12 protein-coding genes and 1 pseudogene are annotated in these 15,587 nt (G+C 62.1%); 8 read left to right on the top strand and 5 right to left on the bottom strand.

All coding sequences use genetic code 11. The features are described from left to right. Window positions 1–30: 30 nt before the first annotated feature. The 8 genes from PA01_20225 to PA01_20190 all read left to right on the top strand — a co-directional run bounded on the left by PA01_20225 (window position 31) and on the right by PA01_20190 (window position 11,486). The gene (locus PA01_20225) at window positions 31–2,253 is read left to right on the top strand and encodes a relaxase/mobilization nuclease domain-containing protein (GenBank protein KAI5911940.1); all 2,223 of its coding nucleotides are present in this window, start codon (window positions 31–33) and stop codon (window positions 2,251–2,253) included. Then, a complete protein-coding gene (locus tag PA01_20220; GenBank protein KAI5911939.1) occupies window positions 2,250–4,154 on the top strand; it encodes a type IV secretory system conjugative DNA transfer family protein in 1,905 nt (634 codons plus the stop codon). The genes PA01_20225 and PA01_20220 overlap by 4 nt, the downstream gene beginning before the upstream one ends. After that, on the top strand, window positions 4,151–4,687 hold the full coding sequence (traF, locus tag PA01_20215) for a conjugative transfer signal peptidase TraF (GenBank protein KAI5911938.1): 537 nt from the start codon (window positions 4,151–4,153) through the stop codon (window positions 4,685–4,687). Before PA01_20220 ends, traF begins: the two co-directional genes overlap by 4 nt. A 14-nt stretch (window positions 4,688–4,701) precedes the next feature. Then, the gene (locus PA01_20210) at window positions 4,702–6,783 is read left to right on the top strand and encodes a DNA topoisomerase 3 (GenBank protein KAI5911937.1); all 2,082 of its coding nucleotides are present in this window, start codon (window positions 4,702–4,704) and stop codon (window positions 6,781–6,783) included. 5 nt (window positions 6,784–6,788) lie between these two features. Continuing rightward, window positions 6,789–7,028, top strand: a complete 240-nt coding sequence (locus tag PA01_20205) for a conjugal transfer protein TraD (protein ID KAI5911936.1) — start codon at window positions 6,789–6,791, stop codon at window positions 7,026–7,028. A gap of 4 nt (window positions 7,029–7,032) precedes the next feature. Continuing rightward, window positions 7,033–10,689: a zincin-like metallopeptidase domain-containing protein gene (locus tag PA01_20200; protein ID KAI5911935.1), complete on the top strand. Its 3,657-nt coding sequence runs from the start codon at window positions 7,033–7,035 to the stop codon at window positions 10,687–10,689. A gap of 192 nt (window positions 10,690–10,881) precedes the next feature. Further along, the gene (locus tag PA01_20195; GenBank protein KAI5911934.1) at window positions 10,882–11,208 is read left to right on the top strand and encodes a type II toxin-antitoxin system RelE/ParE family toxin; all 327 of its coding nucleotides are present in this window, start codon (window positions 10,882–10,884) and stop codon (window positions 11,206–11,208) included. After that, window positions 11,205–11,486 (top strand): helix-turn-helix domain-containing protein, encoded by a 282-nt coding sequence (locus PA01_20190; GenBank protein KAI5911933.1) that lies wholly within the window; start codon window positions 11,205–11,207, stop codon window positions 11,484–11,486. Before PA01_20195 ends, PA01_20190 begins: the two co-directional genes overlap by 4 nt. A gap of 36 nt (window positions 11,487–11,522) precedes the next feature. Here PA01_20190 and PA01_20185 read toward each other — a convergent pair. The 5 genes and pseudogenes from PA01_20185 to PA01_20165 all read right to left on the bottom strand — a co-directional run bounded on the left by PA01_20185 (window position 11,523) and on the right by PA01_20165 (window position 15,509). Continuing rightward, window positions 11,523–12,738: pseudogene (locus tag PA01_20185) on the bottom strand (IS701 family transposase). A 233-nt stretch (window positions 12,739–12,971) separates the two neighbouring features. Then, a complete protein-coding gene (locus tag PA01_20180) occupies window positions 12,972–13,322 on the bottom strand; it encodes a c-type cytochrome (GenBank protein KAI5911932.1) in 351 nt (116 codons plus the stop codon). Then, window positions 13,319–14,458, bottom strand: coding sequence for a hypothetical protein (locus tag PA01_20175; GenBank protein KAI5911931.1), 1,140 nt, complete (start codon window positions 14,456–14,458; stop codon window positions 13,319–13,321). The genes PA01_20180 and PA01_20175 overlap by 4 nt, the downstream gene beginning before the upstream one ends. Next, complete coding sequence (locus PA01_20170) at window positions 14,455–14,964, bottom strand: FAD-dependent oxidoreductase (protein KAI5911930.1); 510 nt, start codon at window positions 14,962–14,964, stop codon at window positions 14,455–14,457. Before PA01_20170 ends, PA01_20175 begins: the two co-directional genes overlap by 4 nt. Continuing rightward, complete coding sequence (locus tag PA01_20165; protein ID KAI5911929.1) at window positions 14,964–15,509, bottom strand: hypothetical protein; 546 nt, start codon at window positions 15,507–15,509, stop codon at window positions 14,964–14,966. Before PA01_20165 ends, PA01_20170 begins: the two co-directional genes overlap by 1 nt. Window positions 15,510–15,587 lie beyond the last annotated feature (78 nt).

Genomic DNA, 15,587 nt, shown 5'->3' with positions numbered 1-15,587 from the left:
TTTTAGCCGCTAAAACGCCGGGGCTCGCGCGTGATCGCGAAGCACGTCCCAATGCGGTCCCTTGCCAAGAGCGACTTCGCCGAGCTGGTAGAGTACATCACCGACGAGCAAGACAAAACGGAACGCCTCGGGCAGGTCACAGCTACGAATTGCGAGGCCGCCACCCTGCAGGCGGTCATCGGGGAAGTGCTTGCTACGCAGCGGCAGAACACCCGGGCGGCCGGCGACAAGACCAGTCACCTGCTGGTGAGTTTTCGGCCCGGTGAACACCCGAGCGTGGAGACTTTGAAAGCGATTGAGGAACGTATCTCTGACGGCCTCGGTTACGGCGAGCACCAGCGTGTCAGTGCGGTACACCATGACACCGACAATCTTCACCTTCACATCGCCATCAACAAGATCCACCCGGAGCGGCACACGATGCATGAGCCGTTCCAGTCCTATCGCATCCTTGCGGATCTGTGCGCCGTGCTCGAGCGGGATTACGGGCTGGAGCAGGACAACCACCAATCGCGGCGCTCGATGGCCGAGGGGCGCGCCGCGGACATGGAGCGTCATGCGGGCGTCGAAAGCCTAGTGGGCTGGGTCCGGCGGGAATGCTTGAAGGAAATGCGCGGGGCGCAATCGTGGACCGAGCTGCACCAGGTCATGAGGGAAAACGGCCTTGCGCTGCGCGAGCGCGGCAATGGCTTGGTTGTAGAAGCGGCAGACGGTACGCGAGTCAAAGCCAGCACCCTCGCCCGTGAGCTTTCCAAACCGGGTCTTGAGGCCCGGCTTGGTCCCTTCGAGCCGTCGCCGGATCGGCTGGCGAAGCCGAAGATCCGGCGGCAATACGAAAAGTCTCCCATTCGCCTGCGCGTCAATACGGTCGAGCTCTATGCGCGGTACAAGGCCGAGCAGCAGACCCTCACAGCGGCACGAGCCGACGCGCTGGCGAAAGCCCGGCGCCGCAAGGATCGTGCTGTAGAGGGTGCGAAGCGGGCCAACCGGCTCCGGCGCGCGACCCTCAAGGTTGTCGACAGCCAGGGCGTCGGCAAGAAGGTGCTCTATTCGCAGGCCAGTACTGCCCTGCGCGACCAGCTGACCGAGATCCATGAGGAGTATGCGAAAGAACGGGAAAAGCTCTACCAGGGCTTCCAGCGGCGGGCGTGGACGGACTGGTTGAAGCAGGAGGCCCTACAGGGCAATGCGGACGCGTTGGCCGCCCTGCGGGGTCGTGAGGCGGCCCAGGGCCTCAAGGGCAACACCGTCGCCGGACAGGGTGCAGCGAAGCCCGAGCGCGCCCATGTTCTGGACAACATCACCAAGAAGGGCACGATCATCTTCCGCGTCGGCCAGTCGGCTGTCCGCGACGATGGCGACAAGCTCCAGGTTTCCCGCGAGGCCACGCGCGAGGGGGTGCAAGCCGCGCTGCGTCTGGCGATGGAGCGGTATGGCAGCCAGATCACCGTCAACGGCACCCCCGACTTCAAGGCTCAAGTTATCAGGACTGCCGTCGATTCCCAGCTACCTATCACGTTTGCCGATTCCGCTTTGGAATTGCGGCGGCAACAGCTTTTGAGCAAGGAGAAAGCCTATGAGCGAGCGGCACGAACTGAGCGAGGACGAACTGATCGACGCCGCCTTGGCGGCGCTGGACCAAGCGCCGCTGCCGACGACAACCTTACCCGAACCGGGGCTGGAGCCGGCCGAGGCGGCAACGACACCAGAGGCGGGGCGGGCATGGACGCCTCCGCCCATGTCGGCCGCAAGCCCAACGTTGGAGGCCTTGGACGAGTTCCGCCGCCCCAAAGCCAGCACCGTTTGCGAGGAATGTCCGAACTCGGTGTGGTTCGCATCGCCAGCGGAAGTGAAGTGCTATTGCCGCGTGATGTTCATCGTCACGTGGAGCAGCAAGGAGCCCAATCAGATCACGCATTGCGACGGGACGCTGTTGGGGCAGGACGGCTGAAACCCGCGCAACAGGCTGCAGCGGACAAATCCCTCGCCGAGGGCAAAGATAAGCACCTAAAATACTTCGATATAACGAAAAACAGTCTATATAATGTGAATGCCCGTGGTTTTTCATTTGCTGGCCTTCGTCATGTCGAGGGTCAGACGTCGGCTCTTCTCAGGCGAGACGATGCTGACGTTGTCATGGTTCTGTCCATCGACCACGCCACGGCCCGGCGCTTGTCCCGTGTAGCGGTCGGCGATCCCGTCACCGTCACCCCCCGGGGTTCGATCCAAACGTCGAAGGGAAGGAGTCGATGAAGATCAAGATGAACAATGCGGTCGGGCCTCAAGTTCGCACCAAGAAAGGCGCGGGCGGCAAGTTGTTGCCCGTGCTCGGGGCGGTGTCGCTTGGGGGGGGATTGCAGTCTGCTACTCAATTTTTCGCCCACACCTTCAATTACCCGGCGAACCTCGGCGACCATTTCAACCACGTCTATGCGCCGTGGTCGATCCTCGAGTGGGCCTCGAAGTGGTATTCCCACTATCCGAACGAAATCATGCAGGCGGGGAGTATCGGCCTGATGGTTTCCACGGTCGGGCTGCTGGGCGTGGCGGTGGCGAAAGTCGTGTCCTCGAACTCGTCGAAGGCGAACGAGTACCTGCACGGCTCCGCACGTTGGGCCGGGAAGAAAGACCTCCAGGCGGCCGGATTGCTGCCCCGGCCCCGCCGCCTCTTCGATGTTGTCAGGGGCAAGGACGCTGCCCTGTCCACGGGCGTCTATGTCGGCGGCTGGGAGGACAAGGGCGGGAATTTCTATTACCTGCGCCATAACGGCCCGGAACACGTCTTGAGCTATGCCCCTACCCGCTCGGGCAAAGGTGTCGGCTTGGTTGTTCCGACGATGCTGTCTTGGGATGCCAGCGCCGTCGTCACCGATCTGAAAGGCGAGCTGTGGGCAATGACTGCCGGGTGGAGGAAGAAGCACGCCAAGAACAAGGTGCTGCGGTTCGAGCCGGCTACTGCGAACGGGAGCGTGTGCTGGAATCCGCTGGACGAAATCCGGCTGGGTACTGATTACGAGGTTGGCGATGTTCAGAATCTCGCGACCCTGATTGTCGACCCGGACGGGAAGGGCTTGGGTTCGCATTGGCAGAAAACGGCGTTTGCACTCTTGGTCGGCGTGATCCTTCACGCGCTCTACAAAGCGAAAGATGACACCACCACGGCCACGCTGCCATCGGTCGATGCGATGCTGGCCGATCCGAACCGCGACATTGGCGAGCTGTGGATGGAGATGGCGACCTATGGGCACGTCGCCGGGCAGAACCATCCTGCCATCGGTTCCACCGCCCGCGACATGATGGATCGGCCTGAGGAAGAAGCGGGCTCGGTCCTGTCTACAGCGAAGTCCTACCTCGCCCTGTACCGCGATCCCGTCGTGGCCCGCAACGTGAGTCGCTCCGAATTCCGCATCCGCGATCTGATGCATTCGGATGACCCGGTGACGCTCTACATCGTCACGCAACCCAATGACAAGGATCGGCTGCGGCCCTTGGTTCGCGTCATGGTGAACATGGTTGTCCGTCTGCTTGCGGACAAGTTGGATTTCGAGAATGGGCGGCCGGTGGCGCACTACAAGCACCGGCTGTTGCTGATGCTCGATGAGTTTCCCAGCCTTGGGAAATTGCAGATCGTGCAAGAGTCGATGGCGTTCGTGGCGGGCTACGGCATCAAGTGCTACCTGATCTGCCAGGACATCAACCAACTCAAGAGCCGTGAAACGGGGTACGGACCCGATGAAACCATCACCTCCAACTGCCATGTGCACAACGCCTATCCCCCGAACCGTATGGAGACTGCCGAACACCTGTCTCGGCTGACCGGACAGACCACCGTAGTCAAGGAGCAGATCACGACCAGCGGGCGCCGCACGGCCGCGATGCTCGGGCAGGTTTCCCGCACGTTCCAAGAAGTGCAGCGCCCCTTGCTGACACCGGATGAGTGCTTGCGGATGCCCGGTCCTCGGAAGAACGCGGACGGCCACATCGAAGAGGCGGGCGACATGGTGGTGTACGTGGCCGGTTATCCCGCCATTTACGGCAAGCAACCGCTCTACTTCAAAGATCCGGTCTTCCAGGCGCGCGCTGCGGTGGAGGCGCCGAAAGCCAGTGATCGCCTGATCCAGTTTGCGGAAGCAGGGGAGGGGATCACGATATGAGCACCCTCTTCAAGAGGATCGCCGCGGGGGTGGCGCTGGTCGGCGCGGTCAGCATGGCCGGTGCGGCGCTGGCCTATGCGGCCGGCGCTCGCATCAACACCACGAAGAGCATCCCGGTCGGCCTGTACTGGACGAGCCGCGCAGCGGTGGAGAAGGGCGCCTATGTCTTGTTCTGTCCGCCGCAAGTCCAGGTCTTCAACGAAGCGCGAGAGCGAGGCTACATCGGCGCCGGTTTTTGCCCCGGCGGCTACGGCTACATGATGAAGCGCGTTTTAGCGGCTAAAGGTGATGACGTCGCCGTATCCAACGAGGGCGTACGCGTCAATGGCGAACTGCTACCCATGAGTGCCCCCAGGGCTGTCGACGCTGGCGGACGTCCGCTGCCCAGGTTCCACGCAGACCGCTACACCCTTCGCGCCGCCGAAGTGCTGCTCATGTCCGACGTCAGCGGCACGTCCTTCGATGGCCGTTACTTCGGCCCCATCAATCGTTCGCAGATCCAGACCGTCGTTTCCCCAGTCATTACCTGGTAAGGGAGGACAGGACAATGCGATTGTTCATCGCGGAAAAACCGTCCGTCGCAAAGGCCATCTCAAGCGAGCTGGGTCAGACCGGAAAAGGCCACGGCTTCATCCAGTGCGGCAACGATACCGTGACCTGGTGCTTCGGGCATATGCTCGAACAGGCCGAACCCGACGACTACACGCCCGACGAGATGCCCCGCAACGGCAGCGGCAAGAAAGTCTGGCGGATCGACGAGCTGCCCATCATCCCGACCGACTGGCTTCTCAAGCCGAAGGACGACGCGAAGAAGCAGCTCGCCGTGATCGGCAAGCTGCTCAAGGAAGCCGCCGAGATCGTCAACGCCGGCGACCCCGACCGCGAAGGCCAATTGCTGGTCGATGAGGTCCTGGAATACTTCCGTTGCAACAAGCCTGCGCGCCGCTTTTGGGTATCCGCCCAGGATTCCGTTTCCGTGAAGCGTGGCCTTGCCGCTCTCAAGGACAACGGCGCTTATCGTTGCTGGGCCGCTGCCGCGCGGGGGCGGCAGCGGGCCGACTGGCTGATCGGGATGAACCTCAGTCGCGCCTATACCCTGCGCGCGAAGCGCGGCGGCTCGCGGGCGCTCCTCACGGTGGGCCGTGTGCAGACGCCGACCCTTGCCCTCATTGTCGCTCGAGACAGGGAAATCGAGGCGTTCAAGCCGGTCCCGTATCACACCATCCGGGCCGAGATTCAGCATCCTGGCGGCGCTTTTCTCGCCTCCTGGCGAGCGAAGGAGAATCAGCCGGGCCTTGATCCCGAGGGGCGGCTCGTCGACACCGCCGCGGCAAATGCGCTGGTGGCGAAGGTGACGGGCAGGGCCGGCGCCGTCGCGGAATACAAGCAAGAAGCCAAGAAACAGCACCAGCCGCTCGCGTTCGCACTGTCGGACATCACTCTGCTCGCTTCCAACAAGTTCGGGTACAGCGCCGAGGACGTGCTGAACGCCTGCCAGGCGCTCTACGAAACCCACAAGCTGACTTCATACCCCCGTACCGATTGCGCCTACCTGCCCGAGTCGCAGCACGCCGACGTGCCCCGCGTCCTCGAGGCGATTCAGCACGTGAACGCGGAGCTGGCCGGCCTGGTGGCCGGCGCCGATCCGCGCTTGCAGTCCAAGACATGGGACGACTCGAAGATCACCGCGCACCACGGGATCGTCCCGACCCTGCACAAGGGCAGCAAGGCCGGCCTGAGCGAGAAGGAGCGCAACATCTATGACCTGATCGTGCGGGTGTACCTGGCGCAGTTCTATCCCGTCCATGAGTACCTGAGCACTACGGTCGGCGTAGATATCGAGGGGGAAACCTTCGTTGCCGCTGGCAAGGTTGTTACCCGCAACGGATGGCGCGACGTGTATCAGGAAGTCGACGAGCAGGACGCGGACAAGGACACCGACGAGAGCGTGAACCAGAGCCTTCCCGCCATGAAGAAGGGCGACGGCGTGACCTGCAAGCACGCCACCCGGAAGGATGCCAAGACGAAGCCGCCGGCCCGTTTCACCGAGGGCACGCTGATCCGGGCGATGGAGAACATCCATAAGTTTGTGCCTGATCCGGAGCACAAGAAGATGCTGCGAGAGGGCGACGGCATCGGTACGTCCGCCACCCGTGCATCCATCATTTCCGAGCTGAAACGCCGCGAGTTCCTGGCATCCAAGGGTAAGCAGATCGTTAGCACGACTTTGGGGCGCAGCATGATCGACGCCCTGCCGGAAGTGGTGAAGAGCCCCGTTCTGACTGCCCTCTACGAACGCATGTTGAAGGGCATCGAGCAGGGCACCGCCGAGCTGGCGGCCTTCAGCGCCAAGCAAGAGGCTTTCATTCGCGACCAGGTAGCGAAGGCGAACGACGGCGCCGTGACCATTACCGGCGGCCGCGAGGCCTTGCCGATTTCCAGCCTCTACAAGTGCATGGCGTGCGGGCACGGCCTGATCCGCCGGCCCACCAAGAAGCCGGGCGTCTTCTGGTGGGCGTGTAGCAACTTCCCGATGTGCAAGCAGAGCTATCCCGAGAGCAAGAACCCGAAACTCAAGGACAGACCCGACTACAGCGCCAGCCGCCACAACAACCACGAACAGGAGTAGTGACCATGACAGAGGAGATTACCGATCCCAAAGCCGCGATCCTCCATGATCTGATGAATGCGATGGACGTGATCCGCGAGAAGCTGATCGACGCCCAGACACCCGGTTATCAGGCCGAGTTCGATCCGGATGAGGCCGAGCGCGTTGGCGCCTTCGCGGAAGACGCCTTGAGCGAACAAGACGCGCTCGACAGCGATGTTGATCTGGTTGACGCGACCGTTCCGACCGAGCGGCAGGAGGGTTGATGTCATGGCAGAGGCCAAGAAACCGTTCCATGAAACGGTCGCGGAGAACTTGATTGAACAGCTCAAGGCGGGCACGGCGCCGTGGCAACGGCCTTGGGAGCCTGGAGAGCCCGGCGGCTTCCTGCCGTTCAATCCTACGACTGGCAAGCGGTACAAGGGCATCAACGCGATCCACCTGATGAGCCAGGGGCGCACGGATAACCGCTGGATGACCTACAAGCAGGCGGCGGCGGCCGGCGCCCAGGTCCGCAAGGGTGAGAAGGGTACCCCCGTTCAATACTGGAAGTTCAGCGAAGAGCAGGAGAAGCGGGACGAGCACGGCAAGCCCGTCCTGGATGGCGACGGCGAGCCGGTCAAGCAAAGCGTGATGCTGGAGCGGCCGCGCGTGTTCTTCGCCACCGTTTTCAATGCGGAACAGATCGAGGGTCTTCCGCTCATCGAGCGCAAGGAACAGACGTGGGATGCTGTCGAGCGGGCCGAGCACATCCTGAAAGCTTCGGGGGCAGTCATCCGCCACGGCGAGAATAATCGCGCCTTCTATCGGCCGGCGACCGACAGCATCCACCTTCCTGACCGGGGCCAGTTCCAGACCGCCGACAACTACTATGCGACGGCGCTGCACGAGCTCGGGCACTGGACCGGGCACGCGTCCCGGCTGGACCGCGATCTGGTGCACCCGTTCGGCAGCGAGGGGTACGCCAAGGAAGAGTTGCGCGCGGAGATCACGTCAATGATTGTCGGCGACGAGCTGGGCATCGGCCATGATCCCGGCCAGCATGCCGCGTATGTCGGTTCGTGGATCAAGGCTTTGGAGGACGACCCGCTGGAGATCTTCCGGGCCTCGGCCGAGGCCGAGAAGATCAAGGACTATGTGATGGCCTTCGAGCAACAACAGGTGCAGGAGCAGGGCCAAGGGCAGAGCCAGGCGCACGAGGAAGCCACCGTTGCCCAAGCGTTGGCGGTGGACATCGTCGAAGTCCTTAACGACCCGGCCCTGACTTTCAGCCACTACGAAGCCTTGCAGGGGGCAACCCTGGAGGAAGCCTTGCGCAGCCGAGGCTTGACGACCGTGGGCAGCGTCACGGGGCACGATCCCGGCCAGTTTTGGGAGAAGGCGCATGATCGCCTTTCCCCCGTGTTCGGCATTAACCCGGAGCACTCGGAAATGGGTGCCCCCTATCTGGAGCGCAAAGGGTTGGTCCAGGCGTTCACATTGAAGGCCGAACAGCTCTTCCAGATCATGCAACAAGGACAGGAGGCGAGCATGCAGCAGGCACCGCAGCAAGAAGCGGCCCCGGATGTAGCCGAGGCGTGGACGATGGGACACCTGGAGCGTGGCACGCTGGCGCACGCCCTCGATACCGCGAACCTTGCTCAGATCGAGCGCGCCACCAATGTCCTTAATGCGATGCAGCCGCTTAACACGCAAAACAAGTTCTGGACACGGCATGAGCTGCCGGCGGATGTCGATGCCCTGGACGCGCAGATCGAGGCGGTCATCGAGCCGGTGGAACAGCTTCTACGGGAAGCGCGCGTTGCCGAGGTCCGGAAGATGGGGGACATGGGAGCGTTCGATGTTGCGGCGAGCGATGTTTTCGATCTGCCGCCCAAAGAGCGACTGCCGCACGACTGGAATGGGGTGATCCAGGTTCAGGCCAATGCGGAGCATGAGGTGGACGGCGAATGGTTCGTGGCAGCTGCGGCAGACTTGGGCGTCGCCCCTGAGTTCTGGAGCGTCTATACCCAACGCGCCGATGGGCGCTTCGAAGTCGTGAAGGACTTTGACACTCCCAAGGATGCCGAGCAGCTTGCATACCGTCTGGCGGTTGTCGTTGCCAATTCGACCGACAACGAGCACGAGCGGGACGCGATCCTGGCTCGCGCGCATGAGGATCGGGTTCGGCGAGATCCCAGCAGCACGGACGAGGACATTTCAGCGGCTAAAGAGGCGCGCAAGGCAGCGGAAATGAACGCGACGCTCAACGACGCGGACATGCAGAAGCGGATCGCCGAGCTGGAGCAGCAGCAGAAGCAGGCGGCGGATCGGCACGCCCAGGACGAGCGGACCTATCTCGATGTTCCGTACAAGGAGAAGGACGAGGCCAAGGCCCTCGGGGCGCGCTGGGACCGCAAGGAACAGTCCTGGTACGTCCCGTCCGGTGTCGACGCAGCGCCCTTCGCCAAATGGGCGCAAGGAGCCGCCCAGGCCCGCACAGCCGACATGCCGGCCCAAGACCAGGGCGCAGGCCAGAAGGCCGCCCAGGAGCGCGTCTATCTGGCCGTCCCATATGGCGAGCGCGGCGCCGCGAAGGCGGCCGGCGCCGCTTGGGACAAGGCGGCGAAGTCCTGGTATGTCGGGCCAAAGGCCGACATGGAGAAGCTGCAACGCTGGTTCCCCGACAACGTGCCGGCGCAGCAGGCCCCCGCGATGAGCCCCCGCGAAGAGTTCGCCGATGCCTTGCGTTCGATGGGCTGCGATGTGAACGGCGAGCACCCCAACATGGACGGTGCGAAGCACCGGATCGGCGTTGAGGGTGACAAGAAGGGCGAGCAGGCGGGATTCTATGTCGGCCACCTGGACGGCCATCCCGCCGGCTACATCAAGAACAACCGCACCGGGATCGAGATGAAATGGAAGTCGAAGGGCTATTCCCTCGATCCCCAGAAGAAGGCCAAATTGGCGGCCGAGGCAGCGAGCAAGCTGGTCGCCCGTGCCGAAGAGCAAGACCGCCTGCACGAAGCGAGCGCGCAGCGCGTCGGCAAGCAGATGGCCGACCTGGTGCCGGTTGGCGATCTGACCCCTTACATGCGCAACAAGGGCATTCAGGCCCATACCGGGGTCTTCACCGACAAGGACGGGCAGAAGACCTACATCCCGGCTTTCGACGTCGATGGCAAGCAGTGGACGATGCAGTACATCCAGGACGACGGCACCAAACGCTTCGCCAAGGACAGCAAGAAGGAAGGTTGCTTCCATCCGGTCGGCGGCATGGACGCGCTGGCCCAGGCCCCGGCGCTGGTCCTTTCCGAAGGGTACGCGACGGCGGCCACCAACGCCGAGGCGCTGGGCTTCGCCACCGTCGCGGCGTTTGATTCCGGGAATCTGCCCGCAGTGGCCCAGGCTCTGCACGAGAAGTTTCCCGACAAGCCGGTAATCATCTTGGGCGACGACGACCGGCAACTGGAGCTGACGCAGGGCGTCAATTCCGGCCGTTTGAAGGCCCAGGAAGCCGCAAAGGCCGTGGACGGGAAAGCCTTCTTCCCGATCTTCGCGCCGGGTGAGAACGCTTACCCGGCCGCCCTGGCCCCGATTACCCCGCACATCTACCGGGAGCACTTGCGGGCCACCAAGGCCCTGGAGGACGCGCAGAAGGACCCCGAGGGGGGGAAGCTCACCGAGCAGCAGACGGCCGAGCTGAAACGCGCCCAGCTCAGTGACAAGCAACTGGCCGCGCTGGAGCAGATGAAGGCGCATACCGATTTCAACGATCTTGCGACGCGCAGCGCGCTCGGCAGGGAAGGGGTCGAACGCCAAGTGAAAGCCGAGGTCGGCCGTGTGATCCGCGAGGCCGAAGAGAAGCGCGAGCGCACCCAGGCGCAGGAGAAGAAGCACGTTCAGGAACACGAGCAGAAGCCGAGGCGCACGGCGCGGATCGCGTGACTGATGCAACTCTCTTACCCTAGCCCGCCTCATGCCGAGGCAGTTTTTTCGCTTGGCGCGGTCACGAGCTCGGCGAGGTCGGTATTGCTCCACAGGGGTAGTCGGAGGGAGATCGATTCTGTCAACGTGGCGCGGCCCCGACGGCAGTCTGCTGGGCTTGCGTTTTATATCCAAACGGATATGATTTAAGCCATGAAGCTACTTCGATTCCTCGGCGACTCGCTCAAATGTCTGCGGGAGTTTCCCGAGGATGCCCGGCACGATGCCGGCTACCAGCTAGACAAGGTGCAGCGCGGCGAGCAGCCTGACGACTTCAAGCCGATGCCGAGCATCGGCAAGGGCGTCGAGGAACTTCGAGTATGGGACGACTCGGGCACGTACCGCGTGATCTACACCGCACGCCTGGCCGATGTCGTCTATGTGCTTCATGCTTTTCAGAAGAAGACGCAGGCCACCGGCAAGCGCGACGTGGATCTGGCCCGGAAGCGATACACTGACCTGATGAGAGGTGCCGAATGACCAATGCAGAGACTTTCAGCAGCGTGTGGGACGCTGTTGCCGATACCCCCCAGCAAGCCGCCAACCTTCAAGCACGGGCCGAACTGATGCGGCAAATCGCCGCGATCATCAAGGCGGCCGAATGGACGCAGGCCGAGGCGGCCGAGCACTGCGGCGTTACCCAGCCGCGCATCAACGATCTGCTGCGTGGGCGCGTTTCGCGTTTCTCGCTCGATGCCTTGGTGAATATCGCCACGGCCCTCGGCCGGCGCGTGCACCTGGAACTCGAGGCGGCCTAGTACTACAACCGGAGTTGTTCTCAGGCCCCCGTTCTCTTAGCCCAGTGACATTGCTTGGCGCGCTGCTGGTGTCGGCGTCGCCATCGTGACCACATGCGGATAGCCGCCGGCGCGATTCTGCGAACCAGGACCAACGCGACGAGCAGCCGGCGTACTTCGGGCACGGTGAGCGGCAAGAGCGCGCGCCACAGCGCGGGACCGGCTTTTTTTCCCGCTGCTGTGAGCGCGTACCACCGCCAGGTAGGCATGCGCGAGCAACGCGAGGGTGATGTGTCGATACCAGCCGTTATAGCGGCGCACTTCGTACTGATCCAGGCCGACTTCGCCCTTGGCCTGCTCAAATCCAGATTCGATGGTCCAGCGGCTGCCGGCGACCTCGACGAGTTTCTCGAGCGTCGTGCCGAGCGGGGCGTACGTGACGTAGTAGGCACGCTCACCATGGCGCCGCCGGTGGCGCCGGACCAGCAATCCGAGAATGAAGCCCTCGCTTGGCTTTGCCTGCCGATATGCCCATTCATACAGACGCGGCCCCTTGGCGCCTGCCCCACAACTGATCTTCCCGCCAAGCGTCGGCGGGTAAGGACGCGGCGTGCTCGGCGACCGTCTGGTACGGCCATCCCCATACTTGGCCGCTCGTGACGGCCAGGACATAGCCGCGCCCGGCTGGAACAATCGTCTGCCGCAGCGACCACGTGCTGCCATAGACGCTGTCGGCGGTCACCCAGGCAAAGGGCACCGCCGTCTCGATGGCGCGCTCGAGCAGGGCCTGGCCAATCTGCGGTTTGATATGGAAGGCAACTTCATGGGGCACGTGCCTTTCGCGCCGCTGTTTCGCATCCTGCGCCCACGATTTGGGCAGGTACAGTTCGCGGTCGATGAATGCATAGCCCTGTTGGCTTGCATAGGTCATGAATACGCCGATCTGGCAGTTCTCGATGCGCCCGGCCGTGCCCGAGTACTGGCGTTGGACCCCGACGCTGTGCTCGCCCTTCTTGACGAATCCGGTCTCATCGAGCACCAGCACCCCATCCGGATCGCCCAAGTGCTCAATCACATAGGTCCGCAATTGGTCTCGCACCGCATCCGCGCTCCAGCGGGTGCGTGCCAGAAAATCCTGCACGCCATCGGGACTGCGGTCGCCCGCAGCCTCAGCCAACTGCCAACCGTTCTTACGCTCGAGCGGTTCGAGCAGAACGCGAAGATACACCCGCGCTCGATCACGCGGTTCGCTGCGCGCAAAACAGTCGGCGATTCACTCGTTGACGCGCTCGAACTCCGACTGCCACGCTCTTACTCAGAAGACAGTTAGTTAGGTAACTCTTTCGTCCATAGTTTGAACGTAAGATGCTGAAAATAAGTAAAAATACATTGTATTTTGTCGCCTTACTTCCCGTCTTCTGAGTAACAGTTTCGCTTGTATCTCTGAGCCTCCCATTTCTGGCTCTTACCGATCTGCAAACGACGTTCCCAACTCCGGCTGTAGTACTAGTGTGGGTTATTGCGCGACAGGTAGGCTCCCAGAGCATCGAGTTCGGCATCGCTGATCTCGGTCTTGCGGAAAAACGGCATGACCGAAATGCCGTTCCGCACGAATGCCTCGACGGTCTCGGGGGTCAGGTCGAGGCGCTGTTCCAGCGCCCCCGGCAGCGAGCCCTGATAGCGAAGATCAAGGGCCTGCGTTCCCGGATGACCGGGGCCGGTGCCGTGGCAGGAAACACACCATTCCTGGAATACTGCCTGGCCGCGCTCGGCCCCTGTCTGTCCGCTGGCTCCTACCGGGCAGGATGCAATCATTATCAACATGGCGGCGCACGCGCCAAGTAAATTTTTCATCATGAATTCTCCCGGTAGCGTTTGGGCCAGATCCCGCCACGCCCTGGCGCTAGGATACCGCGAGGGTCGATGGCGTCCTTGAGCTGCTCCTGGAATTTCAGCAGGATGTTGTTGTTGAAGGAGTAAGTTGCTGCAACCGCATCTTGGAATATGGGGGCAGTGCGATATTCTGACCAGCCGTTTTCGGCGGCTAGTTTGATCAGCTTGTTGAAGTCGTCTATGGATTTCCTGTTGCGCTCCTTGTCGGAACGGGAAACGAAAACCGGGAACAGGTAAAGGTAGGTGCGGTACTGCCATGACATCGGGACGTTGGTGACGCTGATTGGGGCCGAGGTGATGTTCATTTCGCGCGCGGCCTTGGTGAAGACCCCGTGTGCGTAGATGAATTCTTCACCATTGCGCGGGACGATCGGTGAAAACCATGCATGGCCGTCTCCGGGTTGCGGCATCGCCGCGGAGCGCGCGCCGATAGAAAAGATCGACATGTTCGGAATGCCCAGCGCGACCTTGTTGCGGACCTTCTTGATGGCTTCCGGGTTTTCGAGCGGAAACGCATAGTTTTCGATTTCTTCGAAGCGGACGCCGGGAATGGAGGCGAAAACCGTTTTTTTCGCGTATTCCCAGTTGGCAAAGACGGTCTCCTTCGGGCCGTAAAAATTCAGCACGACGTTCCAGAATTCGTGGCCCTGTTTTTCGGCGTAGGCCTGGTATTCCTCGACCGATGAGCCACCCGGATGGCTGTTGAGCGCCATCAGTTCAGGCGTGGGTTTGTATATCTCCGGCTCCATCTGCATGCAAAGCGGATCCATCGGGCAACTGTAGCGCGGATGGCCGACCAGGCCCTGGTCTTCCATCTTGTTGACGCCGTCGATCAGAGGGATCAGGTCGCGGTATTTCGGGACCTTCACCAGGCAACTCAGGAAGTGATCCGGCTGCGGTTGCATCCAGAAGCCCATCTTGGTGACGATGCCGAAATTGGACTGAGCAAACAGGCCATCGACATAGGCGCCATAGCCGTATTTGTTTTCAGCCCAGGTCTTGGAACCCGGTATCGCCGCCATGCCGGTGCGCATGACCTCGCCGTCGGGGAGCACCACTTCCATGCCGCAATGAGAGCCGAAGTGGTCGCGATAATTCATCCACGTGTAGCCCACGCCATGGTCGAGCGCATTGCCCAGCGGGCTGCCCCAGCCGGGTCGGGTACGTCCATCATGACCTTGAAGCCGCGCTCATGGATGTACTTGTACAAATCGAAGTAGGAGACGCCCGGCTCGACGATGCAGAAGTTCCTCTTGTCATCGACTTCGATGACCTTATTCATGCGCTTGAGATCGACAATGACGTTGCCCGCCATGTTCGGAGCAGAGCCGCCGTAGCCCAGGTTCTTGCCGGTGGAAATGGCGAACAGCGGGATACTGTATTTGGCGGCAACGCGTACCACGCCCTGGACCTGCTCGACATTTTCCGGAGCAACCGCCGCGGAAGCGACCAGTTCATTGGGCTCTCCCCACTGCAGGGAATAGGCATCCCGGTAAAGATGCATGTCCTCGTCGCTCATGAAAAGCCATTTTTCACCCACGACACGACGAAATTCTTCTAGTGCGGCGTTAAAGTCTTCAGCCTTGACGTCTTTCGGAAGTTTCATTAGAGGATCCTCTCGACAGTATCAAAATCATTACATGCGGAAGCAAAGGAAGACTGTGGGGCAATGACCCACGAAACCAGCGGGATATTGCCGTGATCGCTGCCCGCTCCGGGGCGGGACCGCGCCATGATCGACGTTGCTGATGAAGCCTGTTCCGCAGCGTGACAATGGGACAATATTCCAGCCACGCAAACGCCAAGGCTGACATCCCGCGAAATGGCGGCTTCGAACGCATTCAGCATGGGAGCGGGGCCGGACAACCGATGTTCGAGATGGCCGTGGGCCTGGACGTCATGGCGAGCGCGAAAAATGACGCGCAAACCATGATCCCAGCCCAGGCGTTCGAGCACGAACAGAGCGCTGGCGTGGGTCAGACCGGCAATCGCCACGGGCGCGCGCTGCCACTGTTCGGCAAGGTGATCCATCCAGAATCCGGCGACGTCTCCTTCGATGTCATGGATCGAGTGGCCTTGCTGCCTCGCTGCAGCGCCAAAAGCTGCGCTGGCGGAAAAACCGCCGTCGTAGATTGCGGAAAAAAGGGACAAGGAGGTCTTGTCCTGGCCAAGGGCTGGAGCGGAAGAGAGGGCGGGGAGCGAAACTCCGGCAAGTGCCAAACCTCCCAT

This window comes from Azoarcus sp. PA01 (genome assembly GCA_001274695.2).
In the GTDB taxonomy this organism is placed as follows: Bacteria; Pseudomonadota; Gammaproteobacteria; order Burkholderiales; family Rhodocyclaceae; genus Aromatoleum.
The sequence above is the reverse complement of the archived record's forward strand: the minus strand, read 5'-3'. Positions and strand labels throughout refer to the sequence as shown.